The organism is Desulfonatronum thiosulfatophilum (assembly GCF_900104215.1).
GTDB lineage: Bacteria > Desulfobacterota > Desulfovibrionia > Desulfovibrionales > Desulfonatronaceae > Desulfonatronum > Desulfonatronum thiosulfatophilum.
The window spans coordinates 120,047-136,956 of the sequence record NZ_FMXO01000013.1 but is presented as its reverse complement, the minus strand read 5'-3'; the positions used below and the strand labels follow the sequence as shown (position 1 = coordinate 136,956).

Annotated in this window: 18 protein-coding genes and 1 pseudogene; 4 read left to right on the top strand and 15 right to left on the bottom strand. The window is 54.5% G+C overall.

The features are described 5' to 3' along the window. Positions 1-210: 210 nt before the first annotated feature. The gene (locus tag BLP93_RS11975; RefSeq protein ID WP_092121910.1) at positions 211-1,611 is read right to left on the bottom strand and encodes an IS1380 family transposase; all 1,401 of its coding nucleotides are present in this window, start codon (positions 1,609-1,611) and stop codon (positions 211-213) included. A gap of 141 nt (positions 1,612-1,752) precedes the next feature. Between BLP93_RS11975 and BLP93_RS11970 the strand changes: the two are divergent. Continuing rightward, a pseudogene (locus BLP93_RS11970) lies at positions 1,753-2,283 on the top strand (FkbM family methyltransferase); the annotation flags it as partial. A gap of 93 nt (positions 2,284-2,376) precedes the next feature. Beyond that, positions 2,377-3,492: a glycosyltransferase family 2 protein gene (locus tag BLP93_RS11965; RefSeq protein ID WP_139162990.1), complete on the top strand. Its 1,116-nt coding sequence runs from the start codon at positions 2,377-2,379 to the stop codon at positions 3,490-3,492. A gap of 89 nt (positions 3,493-3,581) precedes the next feature. Here the strand turns inward: BLP93_RS11965 and BLP93_RS11960 are convergent, their stop codons facing one another. Both BLP93_RS11960 and BLP93_RS11955 read right to left on the bottom strand, forming a co-directional pair. Next, complete coding sequence (locus BLP93_RS11960) at positions 3,582-4,700, bottom strand: RNA-binding domain-containing protein (RefSeq protein ID WP_092121901.1); 1,119 nt, start codon at positions 4,698-4,700, stop codon at positions 3,582-3,584. A gap of 28 nt (positions 4,701-4,728) precedes the next feature. Continuing rightward, positions 4,729-5,892, bottom strand: a complete 1,164-nt coding sequence (locus BLP93_RS11955) for an ATP-binding protein (protein ID WP_092121898.1) — start codon at positions 5,890-5,892, stop codon at positions 4,729-4,731. A gap of 228 nt (positions 5,893-6,120) precedes the next feature. Here BLP93_RS11955 and BLP93_RS11950 point away from each other — a divergent pair, with 228 nt between their 5' ends. Both BLP93_RS11950 and BLP93_RS11945 read left to right on the top strand, forming a co-directional pair. Beyond that, on the top strand, positions 6,121-6,390 hold the full coding sequence (locus tag BLP93_RS11950; RefSeq protein ID WP_092121895.1) for a type II toxin-antitoxin system Phd/YefM family antitoxin: 270 nt from the start codon (positions 6,121-6,123) through the stop codon (positions 6,388-6,390). A gap of 1 nt (position 6,391) precedes the next feature. Further along, complete coding sequence (locus tag BLP93_RS11945; protein WP_092121892.1) at positions 6,392-6,808, top strand: type II toxin-antitoxin system VapC family toxin; 417 nt, start codon at positions 6,392-6,394, stop codon at positions 6,806-6,808. Between the two features lie 5 nt (positions 6,809-6,813). On the opposite strand, the gene BLP93_RS11940 is transcribed toward BLP93_RS11945, so the two are convergent. The 12 genes from BLP93_RS11940 to BLP93_RS11890 form a co-directional block, all read right to left on the bottom strand. Continuing rightward, a complete protein-coding gene (locus BLP93_RS11940) occupies positions 6,814-8,436 on the bottom strand; it encodes a glycosyltransferase family A protein (protein WP_161946311.1) in 1,623 nt (540 codons plus the stop codon). 153 nt (positions 8,437-8,589) lie between these two features. Then, complete coding sequence (locus BLP93_RS11935; protein WP_092121886.1) at positions 8,590-9,129, bottom strand: hypothetical protein; 540 nt, start codon at positions 9,127-9,129, stop codon at positions 8,590-8,592. Then, the gene (locus BLP93_RS11930) at positions 9,126-9,431 is read right to left on the bottom strand and encodes a nucleotidyltransferase domain-containing protein (RefSeq protein ID WP_092121883.1); all 306 of its coding nucleotides are present in this window, start codon (positions 9,429-9,431) and stop codon (positions 9,126-9,128) included. The genes BLP93_RS11935 and BLP93_RS11930 overlap by 4 nt, the downstream gene beginning before the upstream one ends. Positions 9,432-9,614: 183 nt before the next feature. After that, positions 9,615-10,001 carry a type II toxin-antitoxin system VapC family toxin gene (locus BLP93_RS11925; protein ID WP_092121880.1) on the bottom strand — a complete coding sequence of 129 codons (387 nt, stop codon included), beginning with the start codon at positions 9,999-10,001 and terminating at the stop codon, positions 9,615-9,617. After that, entirely contained in the window at positions 9,998-10,222 is a 225-nt protein-coding gene (locus BLP93_RS11920) for a hypothetical protein (protein ID WP_092121877.1), read from the bottom strand. The genes BLP93_RS11925 and BLP93_RS11920 overlap by 4 nt, the downstream gene beginning before the upstream one ends. A 203-nt stretch (positions 10,223-10,425) precedes the next feature. Next, positions 10,426-11,715: a glycosyltransferase family 2 protein gene (locus tag BLP93_RS11915; RefSeq protein WP_161946310.1), complete on the bottom strand. Its 1,290-nt coding sequence runs from the start codon at positions 11,713-11,715 to the stop codon at positions 10,426-10,428. Further along, entirely contained in the window at positions 11,712-13,100 is a 1,389-nt protein-coding gene (locus BLP93_RS11910) for a protoporphyrinogen/coproporphyrinogen oxidase (protein WP_092121871.1), read from the bottom strand. Before BLP93_RS11910 ends, BLP93_RS11915 begins: the two co-directional genes overlap by 4 nt. 4 nt (positions 13,101-13,104) lie before the next feature. Beyond that, positions 13,105-14,805 carry a glycosyltransferase family 2 protein gene (locus BLP93_RS11905; protein ID WP_092121868.1) on the bottom strand — a complete coding sequence of 567 codons (1,701 nt, stop codon included), beginning with the start codon at positions 14,803-14,805 and terminating at the stop codon, positions 13,105-13,107. A 75-nt stretch (positions 14,806-14,880) separates the two neighbouring features. Further along, on the bottom strand, positions 14,881-15,912 hold the full coding sequence (locus BLP93_RS11900; protein WP_092121865.1) for a glycosyltransferase: 1,032 nt from the start codon (positions 15,910-15,912) through the stop codon (positions 14,881-14,883). A gap of 77 nt (positions 15,913-15,989) precedes the next feature. Then, the gene (locus BLP93_RS17435) at positions 15,990-16,409 is read right to left on the bottom strand and encodes a glycosyltransferase family 2 protein (protein WP_244148736.1); all 420 of its coding nucleotides are present in this window, start codon (positions 16,407-16,409) and stop codon (positions 15,990-15,992) included. Positions 16,410-16,475: 66 nt separating this feature from the next. Then, positions 16,476-16,631 carry a hypothetical protein gene (locus BLP93_RS17430; protein WP_244148735.1) on the bottom strand — a complete coding sequence of 52 codons (156 nt, stop codon included), beginning with the start codon at positions 16,629-16,631 and terminating at the stop codon, positions 16,476-16,478. Between the two features lie 6 nt (positions 16,632-16,637). Next, on the bottom strand, positions 16,638-16,823 hold the full coding sequence (locus tag BLP93_RS11890; protein WP_092121862.1) for a hypothetical protein: 186 nt from the start codon (positions 16,821-16,823) through the stop codon (positions 16,638-16,640). Positions 16,824-16,910: the final 87 nt, after the last annotated feature.

Here is a 16,910-nt window from a genome sequence, read left to right as displayed (position 1 = left end):
CCTGAATTGATCGATTCAATATTCACGCAAGCCACTCGGGCCGATTTGAGGTTAAGTTTTGACTTTGCATCAGGATAATTATCGATGTTGCTGAGAAGGTAGACTTAATTTTTCAATTTTTCAGCAATTTTTAACAAATTTATTGGCACTTTAACGTTTTTTGGGCGCAATACTTCTGTCTTTCCATCAACCCTAGGACCAAGCTCAGGATTAAGTCCAGAGTAAAAGCGGTGCCTTAGCGCAACGCTCCCAGAGTTCTTTGAAATTCAAAGCCTCCATGACGGCAACGCTCACCTTAAGCTTGACCTGTTTCGCGGTCCTGACAATCTTCCCGGCTATATCCACCAGCTTGCGGCGCAGGGTGGTCGGAGTAGCGGATATGGACACCACCGGATTACTGACGTCCTCTTTGAACGTTTCGAAAAGAAAGAACCCCAGAAGCATTGTGTAGTACATGGCCGCGTTGGGAGCAAAGTTCTTGAAGGGGAGCTGTTCAAAACCGAAATCCTTCAGGCAGCGATGGACCAGTTCGTCCGTTCCGCGTTGGTGATATGAGCTGATGATCTCTTCTGACTTGGTCAAGTATTCATATCCGGATTTTTTGAGTTGTTCGTCAATGGCTTGGCCCATGCCCAGATTGGTGTAGATCATGGTTCCTGGTCGTGCTCCTGGGAGAAGAAAGCGTTTCTCTTCCAGTAGTGGACGCCAAAAGATGGCCCGGCGGAAACGCTTCCACGTTGAGCGATGGTCGCCGAATTCGCAGTATTCCCAGATGTCCTCCTCGGTCTTGCCGTAGTGGCGATCAAAGGCTTTCTGGGGCAATGAACTAATGTAGCTTTTCACATCAGGCAAAAACCGGCCGCCGCAGATATATCCGATCTGGAGACGTTCCATTTCGGCGAACAGTTTCTGGTCGCAATATCCGGAGTCCATTCGAACAATGATCGGCACGTCCTGGCAATATTTGCTCCGGATCAGCTTGACCGCGCGGTGGATCATTTTGGCGGTATCGTTGCCGTGGTTGGAGTGTTTCTTCCCACTGCGAAATATAGCGTCGATGATGAACCTGCCCCAGGTCATCTGCAATGGTGCGAAACCACATACTTTCTTATAAGTCGGCTCGACGCCTTCGCGCTTGGGAGCATCATTATTGTCCATGACCATGGCGTCGATATTGAGGATGATCAGTTCCGGCTTGCTGATGTTCAGCCTCCAAACAAAAAGGCGCATCAGCAGCATCCGAAACATGGACGAAAAACGTAACGGGATCGAGTTGAAAAACCTTTTGATGGCATGCGAAGAAACCATATGTTTATGGTCCATTTCAATGCTGGCCGCATATCCTGGGTCTTTGGCCAGCGTGTCAAAGGATGACAAATGACGGCAGGTACCATCAAAGTGCCAGCACAAAATTTGAGTGAACAACTCGACGATGGACGCCCCTTTTGAATTTTTGCGGACTCTCCCGAAGAGTAGTTCAATCAAGGGGATGATCTGGATTGCATGCAGATACCTCGTGAACAAATTGATGCCGGCCCGGCTGGTCAAGGTCTCGTTGGTGGCCTCAACTTTTTTCACGATATGAGCCTTGTTGTGATTGTTTCTGGACATATTCTCCTCCACCCATGGGGTGCATATTTGCAGTGACCTGAATGGAGAGAATTATAAACAAAAACAATATGTTATGCAATCAGAACTGTAGTGCGAATGTATCGTAATCGCTCAACCTAGGCTTATGTTTATGAAAAATTTAAAAATAGTATAGTTGAAAATTACAAAAAAATACAATATATTAATTCAGCCATTTCAAATATTAATGGAATGATAGATTTTCATGTATTGAAAAAAATTAATCAGATAGAATATTCTAAAAAACGTGGTTATCATTCTATTCATAAAAGAAGTTACGGAGGTGAATATGATATAATAAAAGTTCCTTCTCGTAAATTGTCTGATTTTATTGAAACAAAAAAAATAAGCGGTTCTTTTTCTGCATGGATTGATGTGGAAGGAGCACAAAGAGAAGTACTAGAAAGCATGCAACCTTTTTTGCATCAATTTGCATGTATTTATATTGAGGTAGAGTATTTTCAAAACTGGAAAGACGAATGGCTTTCTTACGATATAATGAAATACTTAATATTAAATGATTTTGTTCCAATAGCAAGAGATTTTGAATACGAAATGCAATATAATATAGTATTCGTCAAGAGTTGTCTATTAGATCATTGTTTGATAAAAAAAATCTTAGCTGAATATTTAAGTTATGGAGGAAATGTATGATTTCACTGCAAAATGTATGTAAGTTGTGAAAAATATTTAGACTAAAACCTGCAGCTGTTGTTTTTTTAGCCACATATCACTGGCTACTGTTTGGTGCAAAATGCACTTATTGCTCAAATTCCAATGTATACTAATAAATTTTTATATGTACATTTTATGCCATACATATCAATAGTCATTCCACTTTACAATGCGCAGAGCCATATTTCTCGCTTTGTAAACTGTCTTCAGCGACAATCTCTGTATGATTTCGAGGCGCTTTTCATCGATGACGCCTCCACCGATGATAGCGCCGCGATCGTCGAGGGCATCGCTTCAAGCGATACGCGCTTCAAGCTTCTGAAGCATTCCACGAATCTTGGGGCGGGTGCTGCAAGAAATAACGGTATTCGTGCAGCCAAGGGGGAGACATTGTGCTTTGCCGATCCGGATGATTTGCTGCCGGAGAACTCTTTGGAGCTTCGCTACAAGGCGTACAAGCAGCATAATGCCATTGTGCGGGCTTGCCATGTTGAGCATGCCGGGGACGGATCGATATTGTATCATGAATTTCGTCCCCCGAGATTCCCTGAGATTTGCAAACCTAGTGAGGCGGCGCACCAGTTCGGGACAAATCCGTTTGTCTGCGCGCACTGGACCTGGTTGTTTCCGACCAGGATGCTTCAAAGACTCGGGATTTACAATGAAGAAAACATGCGGACGGCTGAAGATATAACTTTTTTGATACACCTTTTTTTTCACATTTCCAGGGTGACGTGGATTCCGGATGTTGTGTATCACTGGGTTAAGAGGGATGAGTCTTTGTCGAACAGATTCTACACGGTGCAACATTATTTAGATTATTTGAGATGCGTTGAATTGTTTTATGAAAAAGCCAAGGGGAACAAGAAAATTGTTCTGGGGGATTCATTGTTTAACGACTATTTATCTTGTTATATCCCACATGTTCTCAAGCAGGCCATTCAGAATAAAAGCACTGAAACGGATTTGCGAACAGTCATCGCAAGGGCGCTGGATATAAACAGCAGATATGATGTTCTTGGTCGATATGAAAGACCTATTCGGCAGAGCCCAATGCAATATGTCGGTTTTTTTCGATTATGGCACGCTCTTCAGGATCCAAGTTCATCTTTTCTTGAGAGACTGGTCAATGGTCAAAATATTATTAGCAAATTTAGCCAGATGGCTGTAGACGTCAGAAATGGTTGATTTGCGTAATCAGGTTTATTTTATTGGATTTATTAGTAATTTTTGATGTAACGGTTATGTGGTTTTACATTGGCTTGATTGAAATTGAGTTACATTTCCAAAACCACGCGAAACACCTCCCCTGCCTCCTCAAACGTGACCGACTTGTTCAATTTCCCGGGCTCCTGGCAGACCATGGGCAATCCGCGCCCCAGCCGGTCCATGTAGCCCAGGTTTCCCATCAGCCGGACCAGAAGCGGGTTGCGGGCGAAGCTGGTGCCGACGGAAAGCTTTTCGATGGTCACGGTGTTTGGCAGCCGTCCGGGGCTCAGAAATTCGATCCGGTCCGCAAAGAGCAAGACCCGGATTTGGGAGCCGATGATGCTGTAGTTGCGATGGACCACGGCATTGACCAGCAGTTCCCGGAAGACCTTGTCCGGATAGTGGGGGGCGTCCATCCGGCGGGTGCCGGTGATGGTTGAACCAATGGGGATGTTGGCCTTGATGGCGGCCAGGGCGTTGTCCACCTGGCGCGGCAGGCTGCCGCCGAAGATCTTCTTGTCCAAGAGGTCCGATTCCAGTTCCAAGCCCTTGAAGTGGGCAAAGGCGATCCCGGCCTGGTGCAGGATGCTTTCCGGGTTGATGCCGAAGACCAACAGCCCTCCCACGGTGGGTTTGGCGTTTGCGTCGGTGATGTCGCTGGCGGCGAGCAGGCGTGTTTTTTCTTCTTCACTTTCCCCGCTGAAACTGATCCGGTACCGGGAAAAATATTCCTCAATGGCCGAATGATCCAGGTGAGCCGTGCGGGCCTGGTCCAGGGGGACCAGATCGTAGTGAAAAAAGCCCGAGGCCTGGAAAAGGCGGATCAGCTCCTCACGGGAGGCTATTCGTTTGGTGGAGCCGACCCGGACCAGATAGCGGTCGCGGGATGTGGCGTAGGGACGGTCCGGACCCTTGGGGATAATGATCCGGGCCACTGTTTTGGCGTCAACAACGAACTCGGTGTATTCCGGGGTCAAGGGGGGCCTGACGGCACCGCGGCAGATGTTCATGACGTCTGCTTCATACGTGCGGGAGAGGCCGGACACTTGCCCGTCGTCCTCCACCCCCAGCCAGATTTCTCCGCCCTCGCCATTGGCAAAGGCCACGATTTCCTCGGTCAGGTCCTTGGCGGCAACCTTTTCGGATTTGAATTCCACATACTGGTTTTCCGATTGCGGCAGGTTCATGTCGTGCTCCGGGGTTGGTTTTGTGTCATCAAGACAGCAAGTCCTCGATCTTGTTCCATGAAATCACATCGGCATTGCTCCTGTTCTGGTTTGCGTTGCCGCCATACACGACACAGGGCCTGGCCGCGGAATCCCCAGCAAGTTTAACGTAATACTCCAATCCCTTGAAGAAGTCCGGGGATACTGTTCGACCGGCCTTGATTTCCAGAGGGATCTGCGAAGCTCCCCGGTCAATGAGGCAGTCTACCTCATTTCCGGTTTTATCTCTCCAAAAGTAGCAATTCATCTGCTTGCCCTGGTTGTACCGTTTCTTGATCAACTCGACGATTACCAGGGATTCGAACAAGGCGCCTTTCAGGTAATGGGTGTGGAGCTGTTCCGGGCTTTGGATTTCCAGGAGATATGTCGCAAGGCCCGGATCATAAAAATACAGCTTGGGCATCTTGACCAGTCTTTTGCCGAAATTTTGATGATACGGGCGGAGCAGAAAAACAATGTAGCCGGCTTCCAGCAGGGATATCCACGATTTTACCGTGGTATGCGATATACCGCACTCATTGGCCAGAGCGGACATGTTCAGGAGCTGCCCGGTCCTGCCCGCGCACAATTTGAGAAAAAGCTGGAATTGCCCAAGATCGGAGATATTTTTTAGCGTCCGCACATCTCGCTCAACATAGGTCTGGACATAGCCGGGATAAAAGTCCTGCGCCGGGATGCCCATCTTGTATATCCGCGGATAAAAGCCGGTGAACAGATAGTCCTCATAATCTTCGCGAGGATGGGATGGGGATATTTCGCCCAGGGAAAAAGGAAGAAGTCTGAGCACGGCGGTTCTTCCGGCAAGAGACTGACTGATCTTTTCAAAGAGCAAAAAGTCACTGGAGCCGGTGAGGATGAATTGCCCCGGCTGATCCCGTTGATCCACCACGGTCTGGATATAGGAAAAGATCTCGGGAACCTTCTGGGCCTCGTCAATGACCGCGTTTTCATAAGTCTTCAAGAAACCGCGCGGATCCTGTCGGGCAAAGAGCAGTATGTCCGGGTCTTCGCAAGAGACGTAGTGTTTTTCCGGAAACACTTTTCGGGCCAGAGTCGATTTGCCGGACTGCCTTGGCCCGGTCAGGGTAACCACCGGAAATTTTTTGGACATGGAGATCAGATACTCTTCCATGTCCCGTTTGATATAGGTCATTTCGCCACCTTGGATATCGACTTATGGAATTTGATATCATTTGTTTGGACAATTTGCAAATCAAATTTGCAAATTGTCCATAATGTCGTATTCTGGTGGCAGGGATTGGGCATTGTCTTGGATAGTTTAAAATGAGGACACATTATTGACGCATGTGGTCTCAATGCTGTATATTTATGTTCTACAAGTTGCGATCACCAGTTGGGCAAGAATTTGAGGAGTTTTGGCATGGTAGCAGTAGGCATACGCCAGTTCAAGGAAAACATGGGGCATTACGTTGAATTGTTGAAAAGCGGTCAGGAGATCATCCTTACGGATCGCAAGAAACAGATTGCCAAGATCACGCCTTTTGGCATGTCCGACACCGAGAACGCCGTTCGTCAGATGGTCCTGGACGGCAAAGCGAGCTGGGGCGGCGGCAGCCCGCAAGCTCTCCAGGATCGTGTCCAGATCAAGGGCAAAGGGGTCGCCGATGCTGTCGTCGAGGATAGGCGGTGACATGTTCCTCTATCTGGACACCAGCAGCCTCGTAAAACTCTATGTCGAGGAAGAGGGCTCCGAAGAAGTCGCATTGCTTGTGGAATCCGCATCGTACTGCGCAACATCCATTGTTGCCTATGCCGAGGCGCGGGCTGCTTTTGCCAGGAGAACCCGTGAACAGGCATTCAGTTTGGAAGACTTTCAGCAAATCAAGCTTGCTCTGGAAAGGGACTGGGGCCGCTATGTGGTGCTCACCCTCGACTTCAGCTTGGTCGCACAGGCCGGAGAGCTTGCGGAAAAACACGCCTTGAGGGGTTTCGACTCCATCCATCTTGCCTCCGCGATGAGTTTGCGTGATCAAGTAACCTCAGGTGTTCTCTTCTCGGCCTGGGATTCTCGCCTGCTGTCCGCGGCAAAAGCCGAGGGGCTTGAATAATCATATCATCCGTAAGCCCTGTTCAAGAGGTTCCCGTCATTGCTTATCATGTCCCGCCAAAAAGCCTGATCCGCCCCACGTGAATCCCGATCAATCTCCGCCAGTTCGCGTTCCGTGAATTTGTGCTCCATCTTGATATGGTTGCCCAGTATATGGGCGTTCCATGCCGCGTCCTGGGGGGCGCGGCGTTGATCGTGGCAGGAACTGACCATCTCCACCCGTCCATCATACACGGCCTGCCCTCCGGCCTTCCAGATCTGGATGTCGTGTTCCAGGTCGTCCACCTGGGAAGGGGAAAAGCGGACGTCGAAGCCCGGGAGGCCCAGTCGTTCCCACTTTTTCAGGTCAAAAAGATGGCAGCAGCCCATGACCGACAGGCAGGGCCGGCGGTAGTCAAACTGGCCGAGGTCCATGAACAGGGGGGCGTTGTTGGTGAAGCGGATGGTCTTGTCGCCGGTTTCCTGGAAATAGCGATACACGTATTGGATGGTTCGGATGTCACCGGGGTTGACGCCCTTTGGGCCCACGACCACGGCTTTGGGGAAGAGCTGAAAATCCTGGAGGTAGCAGGCCAGCCAGTCCTCGGGCAGGAGCACGTCGTCGTCCAGGTAGGCTAGGTAGTCGGCCTGACGGGTTTCCGGGAGGGTGAACAGCCAGTTGCGGGCCGCCGGGGCGCCGATGTTCACGGGCAGATGGATCACGTTCACGGGGCGGCCCTGGGCCAGAGTCTGAACCGCTCTGTCCAGATCTTCCGGCGGGAAGGTCGTGGAGCCGTTGTTGAGCAGGGTGATTTGGGCCGGGCCGATGTGCGAGGCCAGGAGGCTTTCCAGGGTGCGCAGGGTGGTTTCCAGCTTGTTGAAGGTATAGAAACCGATGTGCACCTTGTTTTTGTCCACCAGAGCCATATCCGGAGCGGGCTGATCCAGCTCACAGAGGCGGTAGCGCAGGTGCGGCTGGTGCGGCTCCCAGGCCAGGGAGCGCAGCCAGTGCATTCTGGCCGTGTCTGCTTCGCCTTCGTGCAGAGCCAATTCAGCGCGCAGGTTCAGGCTGAGAAAACTCTCCGGCCCCTTGTTCAGCAGTTCGCGGGTCCGGTGCTCATCTCCGGATTTCCACGTCGCCCAGGCCAGTAGCGGAGCCGTAGCCTTGCCATACGGACCTTGGGTGAACCGCTCGGTCCACCTCTCGAACCGCTCCTTCTCCCCCCATTGCCAAAATTTTTTCAGCCCCAGAAAATGGAGCAGGGGCTCGCCGGAGGTTGTCAGAATTTGCTCCAGGTGCGACGGGTCGTCTCCGCACTGCTCGATGAACGGATGGGCCTGCTCCATGGTCAATCCGGTCGCGTCGTCAGGCAGGGTATTGAACCAGGCCTGAAAGTCCGGAGATGACCCGGCCATGGGCAGAAGCTGCAACAGCAATCCGCGGACATTGGGATCGCAAGGGTTCAACACCATGGCCTGGCGCAACAATCCGGCGGCCAAATCGACGCGGGCGGCAGACTGGGGATCCTGGGACGGCTCCAGACTCTCCAGGAGTTTTTGCGCGGCCCAGACGGCATGGGCGGGATCGAAATAGCCCTGGAAACGGTGCAGCCAGGAGATGTTGTCTCGGATGGTCGGTTGCGGCGGCATGAATTTACTCGGGTGTTCCATTTTTTGTGCTACTCAGCTCAGAGCAGCAAAAGATTATTTTATCCACAGATTACGCAGATTGGCACAGATGAAAGAAATGTTCCCTGGGAAACAAGTTCCTGGTAAATTCCTTTCGAGTGTCGGTTCTTCGGCTTATCTCTCAATCCATGCCTGCAGGATGCCTTCGACGTCTCTGGAAAAGTCGGAGGTTGATGGCGTGACAGCCAGATTGTTCGCGCAAAAACGGGAAAATTGGGCGGCCATTCGGTACAGCACCGGGGTGCTGGAGTTTATCGCGTTGAAGTGTTCCGCTGTGATGGCATAATTTGTGCCGTATTCGTGGGCGGCAAGGTTGCGCAGGGCGCGCATGGCCTGCCAGTCCTTCACGGATTCGAGGACCCTGTTTTTCTCGAAGAACGCAAGCACACGCAGAAAATTCTCCGTGGGCTCACCTGCCAGCAGGGCGGCATGGCGCATGGCCGTGCCCAGGGTGTCCTGGAGTTTGGCGTACCGCTCGTTGACCGCAGAGAGGTTGGTGAACAGGTCGAGATCCTTGTTGCGGGCGGAGAGTTCGTCACCGGTCAAGGGCCAGGAAACCCTGGAGCGGGCGCCTTCGAGAAAATAGATGCACCGCTCCACGGCGGTCAGCAATTCTCCCAGATGGCGTTGGGATTCTTCAAGCAAGTGGTTCATTGTTCAGCCTGGTTCAGGACCACGGCCCGGGATCTGGCCATGGATTCAAAGGGAGTGTCCGGGGCATGAACGCACTTCACGAGGATGTCAACCGGCAGGCCAAGTTCGTCCTCGAGAGCGGCCAGCATGCGAGCCTGTTCCCAGCGTGGCATGGGAGCCGCGGTTTCAATGAAAAGATCAATGTCGCCCCCTCTGGCTCTGTCGTCAAGTCGTGAGCCGTAGACGGAGACGCGGCTGTCGCTTCCGGCATGTTCGGCAACTATTTTCAAAATTCTTGCAACTTGCGATGAGTCCAGTCTCATGTTTCAGTCTGCTTGATTTGTGATCCGGATACGTTCCCATATGGACAGCCAGGGATATTTCTTCTGGGCATTTGAATGAAGTGCTGTATGCCCGAGGAAGCGCAGTTCCAGAGGTTGGCATGAAAAGTTTGAACCACAGGGTGCACGGGGATCACGGGGGACGATTCTTCCATGGCAAGCACTTCACCACAAGCGATGTACACCGTACGCATCAAAGATGGCATCGCTGCTCACGATGGGGACTTGTTCCTCTAAAGACTGAGCAATGAGTAAACGGTCAAACGGGTCTTTGTGGTGAAAAGGCAGGTTGATGATTCGCGATGTGTGGTTCAGGGTTATGGGCAAAAGGGTCAGTGCGTTTTCTTGTAGTTGCCTGTTCCAAAAGTGTTCAAAAGGTTCTGGGAGGGTGTATTTTCCCAGACTTATCTTGATGGCTATCTCCCAAAGACTGGCGGGACTGACAAAAACCGTCCTCTCGGCGCGCATCATCAACTCTCGCCCTTTTTGACTCAGCCTGAGATCGTCCAACAGAAACCAAAGCAGGGCCTGGGTGTCCAGGAGCAAGTTCATGGCATGTAGTCTTTGAAATTATCGAGATGTTCAGAGTCTTCAGCCAAAATTTTGAGAATTCCTTTGGCACTTCCCGGTTGTCGCTTTCGAGTTTCTTGTGTCGGAAAATCCGGCAACAAGACGAGGAGTTTTGCTTCTTTTCCGAACGCAAAATGATATTTTTTCGGCAAAACAATATGTCCGTTATTGTCGATACGTGTTTGGAATTCAATTGTTTGCATAGGAATTTCGCCCGATTTGATGTATAGGATCAATGAGTTTTTTCTGGAGGACTTGGCATGAAGTCTAAGTAAAATAGGTTGAGACTGTAAAGTGTACCGGAAAATGAACCACGGATGAAAGGGGAGTCTTTGCCTGTGCTTTCCATGAGCCCAGGGAAATGCGCGATGCCGATTATCGTAAGCTGAATTTGGTCACTGTGTCGTCAATGATCTGGCGTGCAGGCCTCGCGATATAGCCGTTCCAGGTCGTCCTCCCCCAGCATCCGGGCCTGATTTGCCATTTGCGCGGCTTTTTTGCGCAGGGCATGGGGTTCGGCGAGAATGCGGTTGATGATGGTGATCTTGCTTTGCGTTTCAGCGGCCAGATCCTTTTCTCCGCTTTTCAGCGCGGCCCGCAACAGATGCGTGTAGGCGGCGAGGGAGGGGCGGAGGTTGGCTTGGCGCAGGCGAATTTCTAAAGCCTGGGTCCAGGCTGACTTCTCTTGCAAAAGACGACCAGCGGCTTCGTACCCGGCGCTCCAGAGCGGATGGGCTTCCAGCAGGTCGAGCAGGGTGGGCAAGGGGGATCGGGCGTGGGGGGCGAGACGTTCGCAATCCTCATCCGGCAGGGAGGCATGGGGCAGCAGCCATGGGGTCAGGTCCAGTTTCAGGCCGTCCCGGGCGAGTTGGCGGTGTAGGTCCGGGGTGATCAGCGCGGCGCAGCGTTCGTGGAGCAGGCCGGCGTTGGCCTGATCGCGGTCGAAGCGGCCGGGGGTCTGGCTGGAGTAGTGAATAATCGCACTCTCCGGAACGCACTGCAGGCCCAGACCCTGCTGGCGGATGCGGGCGCAGAGTTCCAGGTCTTCGTAGCCGTTGACGTAGCCGGGAAAAAAACCGCCAAGGGATAGAAACAGAGTGCGCGGCAGAAGCAGAGCCGCGCCGGTCAGGGCCAGGACTCGGCGCTGTTTCCTGACCAGGGGGTGCAGGGTGGGAAAGTGCTCATAGAGATGATGGGGGCGCTTTTGCAGGCAAAATGCGATTCCCAGGTGCTGGATGCGAGGGCTTTCGGAACTGATTTGCGATGTCCCCTCCGCTTCCGTAAGGTTTTCGACGCGGCGTTGGGTGTGGGGATAGATCAGCAGCGGTCCCACCGCGCCCAGATCCGGCTCCGCGGCCAAGGCTTCGCGAAGAGGCTCGAACCAGCGGGGACTGGGTACGGTGTCGTTGTTCAGAAAAAACAGCAGTTCGCCTTGGGCTTTATGCGCGGCCAGATTGCAGGCCGGTCCAAAGCCCAGGTTCATGTCCTGGCGCAGGCAGGTGAATCGCTCCCCGAACAGTTCATGACCCAAGGGAGAGCAAGCCTCCAGGGTGGCATCCCGCGAGGCATTGTCCACCACGATCACTTCGAAGAAGTCACCGGGGGTGGCGGATCGCAGGCTGTGCAGGCATTGCCGGGTCAAGGGCCACTGGTCGCTGACCGGGATGACGATGGACAGCAGAGGGACCCGCATCATGAGGTCCGGGGCAGGGAGTAGGTGGCCTCCGGACGTTGAAGGACCATCCGTTCCGCCCATTCCACGCCCTGCATCACCGAGTGGTCCATGTTCCCCACCTCGTATTTCCAGCCGCCGAAGCGTCCCCGGGAATAGATGCCCAGGGATTCCAGCCAGGGCTGGATTACGTTCAGGGCCGCGTCCCGGTCCAGGCAGGGGATCGGGTAGCCGTAGTCCTCTGCGTGTTCCCAGGTGGAAACGATGCGATGGGCGTCATCCTTCCGCATCAGTTCCACGTCCTCCAGTCCGGAGATGGTCTCGTGCAACAAGGCCGCGCCGTCCACGGGCTTGTGTCCGGAAAAGGAAACCTCGGCCATCAGGGCGCGCTGTTCGCCGGGGCGGCCCGTGTTGTTGGGAGAGTAGTTGTGGAAGTTGGTGACCCGATAGAAGGGGTTGGAGTATTCCGGAAAGTACATCCAGCAGGTGTCGTCCTCCCGTGTTCCGTCCAGACCGACGCCCAGGATATGCACTCCGTTGTGCTTCAGATTCCGGGCCGCGGCACGGACTGGTTCGGGAGGACCGCTCCCTGTGCGCAGAGCGGTCAGGACCAGCCAGTCCAGGGGGGCGGTGTTCAGCAGATTGTCGTAGGTGATGGCGCTTCCGTCGGCGCAGGTGACCATCCTTGCTGTGGCGTCGATCCTGGTGACCTTCGCGTTGAGACGGAGGTGGTCCGCATGGCGGCGGGCCAGGCGGGAGAAGATTTCCCCGGTGCCGCCGTACAGGGGGAAGCGGAACAGATTGTTCGGTCCCCAGGACACGTCGTCCTGTTGAAAGACGACGTTCTTCAGAACGCGGCGCAGGTCCACCACGCTGACCCGTTCCCCGATCCAGTTCCAGGCCATGGTTTCCGGCGGATGAGCCCAGACCTTGAAGTTGTAGGGAAAGAGGAACAGATCGGCGATGCCGTTGCCAAAGACCTGAAGGATCCAGTCGTGGAAATGGGCGGGAGTCCCGGAGGTCGGCGCTGTGTCTTTCAGGCTGAGCAATCCTTCGATGCATTGCCATTGCAGGTCCGGCGGAAGATGGCGGATGTTGTTCTGGAACGGGTAGGGAACCCAGGCTCCGGCAATGCGGATCATGGCCTTGCGCTGGTGTGCCAGGTAGTCCCGACCCAGGAGGTCGTCCAGCAGACGGTCGAAATACTCGTAGTGGGAAAAGACCACATGGCCGCCGATGTCCCAGGTGAAGCCGTGGTCGTCGCGGAAACTGGCCGAGAGGCCGCCGGGATGGGCGCCTTTTTCCAGGATCAGGTAGTCCGTGACGCCCAGTTCCCGGAGGCGTTGGGCCGCGCCCAAACCGGTGGGGCCGGCGCCGAGAATCAGATGGGCGACATGGTGGTGGGGCATAGGTTCACATCCATTCCTGCAGTTCGCCGTGTTCTTTCATGGTCCGGACCTTGGCCAGCAGGTCTTCCCGGGTCGCATTCCGGTCCAGGGAGGCGATTTGTTCCACCTGGTCCGAAGCGTACTTGTGGTGCAGCTTGTACTCGTTGGCCATGGCGCTGCCGTATTGCTTGGCATTGTTCAGGGTCGCCCGTCCGGTGCGCTTCAGGTGTCCGATTTCGAGGTGGCCGGTATAGATCGCCGGACGGTCGTTCAGGCACAGCCGCAGATCGTGATCCAGGTCGTCGAATTGCGATGGCGAGAAGCGCAGGTCAAAGTCGCCGCATTCCAGCAACACGTCCCGGGAAAAGAGGTGGCAGCAGCCGGTGACCGAGGAGCAGGGCCGCAGATAGCTGAACTGACCCTGGTCCAGAACCTGATGGTGCAGGTTGGACAGCCTGAAGGAGGTCCAGCTTTCCGAAGCGTCCGGGCGGTCCGTGGACTTCAATTCGCGTACGTGCAGATCCGCGCTCTGGATGGCGGCCGGGTTATGAAAGTCCACTACCTTGCAGCCCCAGACCCCGGCCTCGGGGTAGGCCGCTTGGGCCGCGCCAAGCCGCTCCAGCCAGTCTTCCGGCAGGCTGACGTCGTCGTCCAGGTAGACGAGCCAATCCGCCTTGTCGCACTCAGGAAGGTGCATCAGCCAGTTCCGGGCCGCCGGGGCGCCGATGTTCACGGGCAGAGAGATCACCTGAAAGCGTTCCGGACCGAGTCTCTCTATCCAACTTTGAAGCAGATCAGGAGTTTGATCCGAACTGGCATTGTCCAGGACCACTACCTTGGCGCCGTGCAAATCGGATTTATGGAGAGTGTCCAGAGTAACGGCGAGTTCCTCGGCCTTGTTGTATGTGTACAGCAAGACTGCCGTTTTTCCCGGAAGCACTTTTTTTTTACTGTCCACGCCTTGCAGGACATCGTGCATCTTCAGGATGAGGCCGGTCTGCCATGGACGCAGGCGCAGGGTTTGCCGCCAATGATGGAGCGCCTGTTCGCGTCTTCCTTCGGTATAGGCCAGATCGCCCAGCAGCCGATGCCCACATGCCTTGGACATGGCTATTTCCTTGGCTATGTCGAGCATCTCGTTCGTGACCGGGAGCCCCCGCAACATGCGCAGTTCGGCACGGATGCGTTGACCCAGCATGGGCATGGCCGCGGGCCAATGACGGTTCATGCAGTCATCGATCCATTCCCATTCCTGTTCGTAGGGCCCCACCGCGAGCGCCTGTTGCCACCAGAAGAGATTCTCCTGGTCCTTGCCGAGCATCTGCTCAAGAAAATGAAGCAGCTTTGAGGTGTCTCGACGATTGATCAAACGCGCATAGTAGGCGTTTTGTTCCGGCTGTCGCCACATCCTGGCCACATAATCGAATACGGCAAGCAAATGCTCGGGGAGGCCGGGAATTTTTTCCTGAAGCATCATTAGTTGCCCGGCAAGTTGACCGTCCAACGGATCCTCTTCCCAGGCCGCCAGCAGCATGTCCACGCCCAGTGAGGCGCAAAAGGAGGCCTGGGCTGAAGTTCCTGAAAGCGCTTGATTGAGGGCCTGCTCGGCCATGGTGATCAGGTGCAGCTTGCCCACGCTGCCCAGCAAGAGGTTGTCTTGCACCGGGACGGGCAGTCGGTTCCAGAACAGATGGGGTGCGGTGCGCCCAGCGGTTGTTTGAAGCATCGGTTCAGTCTCCTGTGGGCCGGGTGTCGAACATGCCCATGTGGTTACCTGTTGAGACGATACAAGAGGGTTGCACTAAATGAGCCCGTTCTTCTCGGCGGCATGGTAATAGGCCTGCCGCAGTGCATGTCCGGGAGGCAAGGAATCGCTGAAGTGCAGATACAACGGCCTGAGGATGTCGCGGTGGATGGCCGGGGCTGAGCGCAGGCGTCTGGAGATCATGGAGATCCAGTCGTACTCGCCCAACCACCGGGTAAAGGTCGCGGCCCTATGGCCGGCCCGGTGCGCGGCGTTGATTTTGGTCTGGCCACTATGGGCGAGATGCTCACGGAGTGCATCCTCGGACAGGAGGCGGCGGAGCTGGCGAAGCAGGTCCGTGACGTCGCTACCGTCGGCGGACTGGTTGTAGAGCCAGAGGTCCTCGCCGTGGCGGAACAGATCGTCCTGGCCATGACCAATGCTTGGGGTGAGCAGGGCGCTGCCGCAGGCCAGGGCTTCGAAGACGCGGAAATTCAGGTCGTCCAGGTCGCAGAAATTGAGGATGACCTTGCCCTGGGGAAACAGCTCGCTGAAGTTGCCCCGGCCGACCTGGAGCCCTGGAAGTTGCTCCTTCAGTGCGTGGAGGGCCGCATGCCGCCTGGGCGTCAGGTGCGCGTCGACCTTGCCCACGAAGAGGGCATCCCAGATCTGCTCTTTGGATGGAGCCCGGAGATCGTCCCGGACAAAGGGCGGCGACCATAAGACGCGCTGCATGTCCAGAAACCTGCCGGCAAAGCGGGGCAGGTGATCTTTCAGACTGACCAGGCAGAGATCAAAAGCCTGGGCGTACAGCGGGTGCCAGGAGTGGATGTGCGAATCCACACTGTAGAAAACGGTCAGGCAGGGACAGGTATGCGGATCGAGCAGGGGCGGGGGGCCGCTGTAGTCGGCCAGGACCAGCACGTCTGGGACGTCCGGCAGGTTCTGGAAAAGATCACGCCAGGAAACTGCTGCCGGTTGATATTGACGGTGCGTGGTCGTTCGCCAACCATTTCCGGAAAGGGCATCCACGAAGAATGAGGCCCCATACCAGACCAGGGATGCTTGTTGAGGCTGTGAAAACGGCATGAGTTGTTACGTGTTCGACATGGAAATGCAGATTCGGGTGGATCACCAACCTGCTTTGGACTTCTGACCTGTCTGGTTCAATTTGATCTGACGAAAGTTACATCCTTCGGTGTCAAGACCATGACCCGCATCATAGATTCCGACGATGTCACTCGCCTTTTGCACAGAGCGTGCCCGACGCCAAAATGTAATATGTTCAGAAAGTCCGCTTCATATCCCGCTTTGGATTCCCACCCTCTGCAACGCACGCAGACCAGCTCCCGGGACAGGCAGAGACAGAGCGGATCGATGTTGCCCTGGCGGACCAGGGATTTACCCGGCAGGTCCACCGGAAGAAATGGCTGATCAAAGGCCCGGGTGGTATCGATGCGCGCAATGAGCATCTCGCAGCCCATGTGCTTGAGGTAGGTCAAGAAGGCGATGGGTGTCAGGACGTTGTCGTCATCCAGAAAAATAACTTTTTCACCCTTTGCACGACGCAAGAGAGTGTTGCGCAAGCCGTTACCCCAATTTTTATCCAGGGGGAGGTCGAAATAATGGATGTTAGACGCGGAGACGACCCGCTATCCCCGCACTCCGTCAAAGCCTACCAGAATTTCCACCTCGTTTGGATCAAGAAAGTCCGCTGCGTGGCTGACGGATAACTGGACGCTGGCGATAGCCTGGGCCAAGGCTTTGGGCCGGGTGCCGCGGCTGGGGATGATGACGGAGAAACGCATGAAGGGCTAGATATCCCGTTCCTTCTTGGCCTGAAGAATCGCCCGCAGCTTGTCGCGCTCCCCGGTGACCTGGAGCAGCTTCAATTCGATGGCTTGGCGCAACTCAGGCGGCGCGGTTTCGAATTCGCGACGCAGTTGTTCCGTTTCTTTTTCCAGCGTGTAGAGTTCCTGGGCCAGAGCGCGGAGGGACATGGCAATCCTTGGTGATGGGCTTAACAGTCCGTTAAAAAACTTATTCAGCTCAAGCGTACTGGCTGAAAAATGAACCGCTCGCTTCGC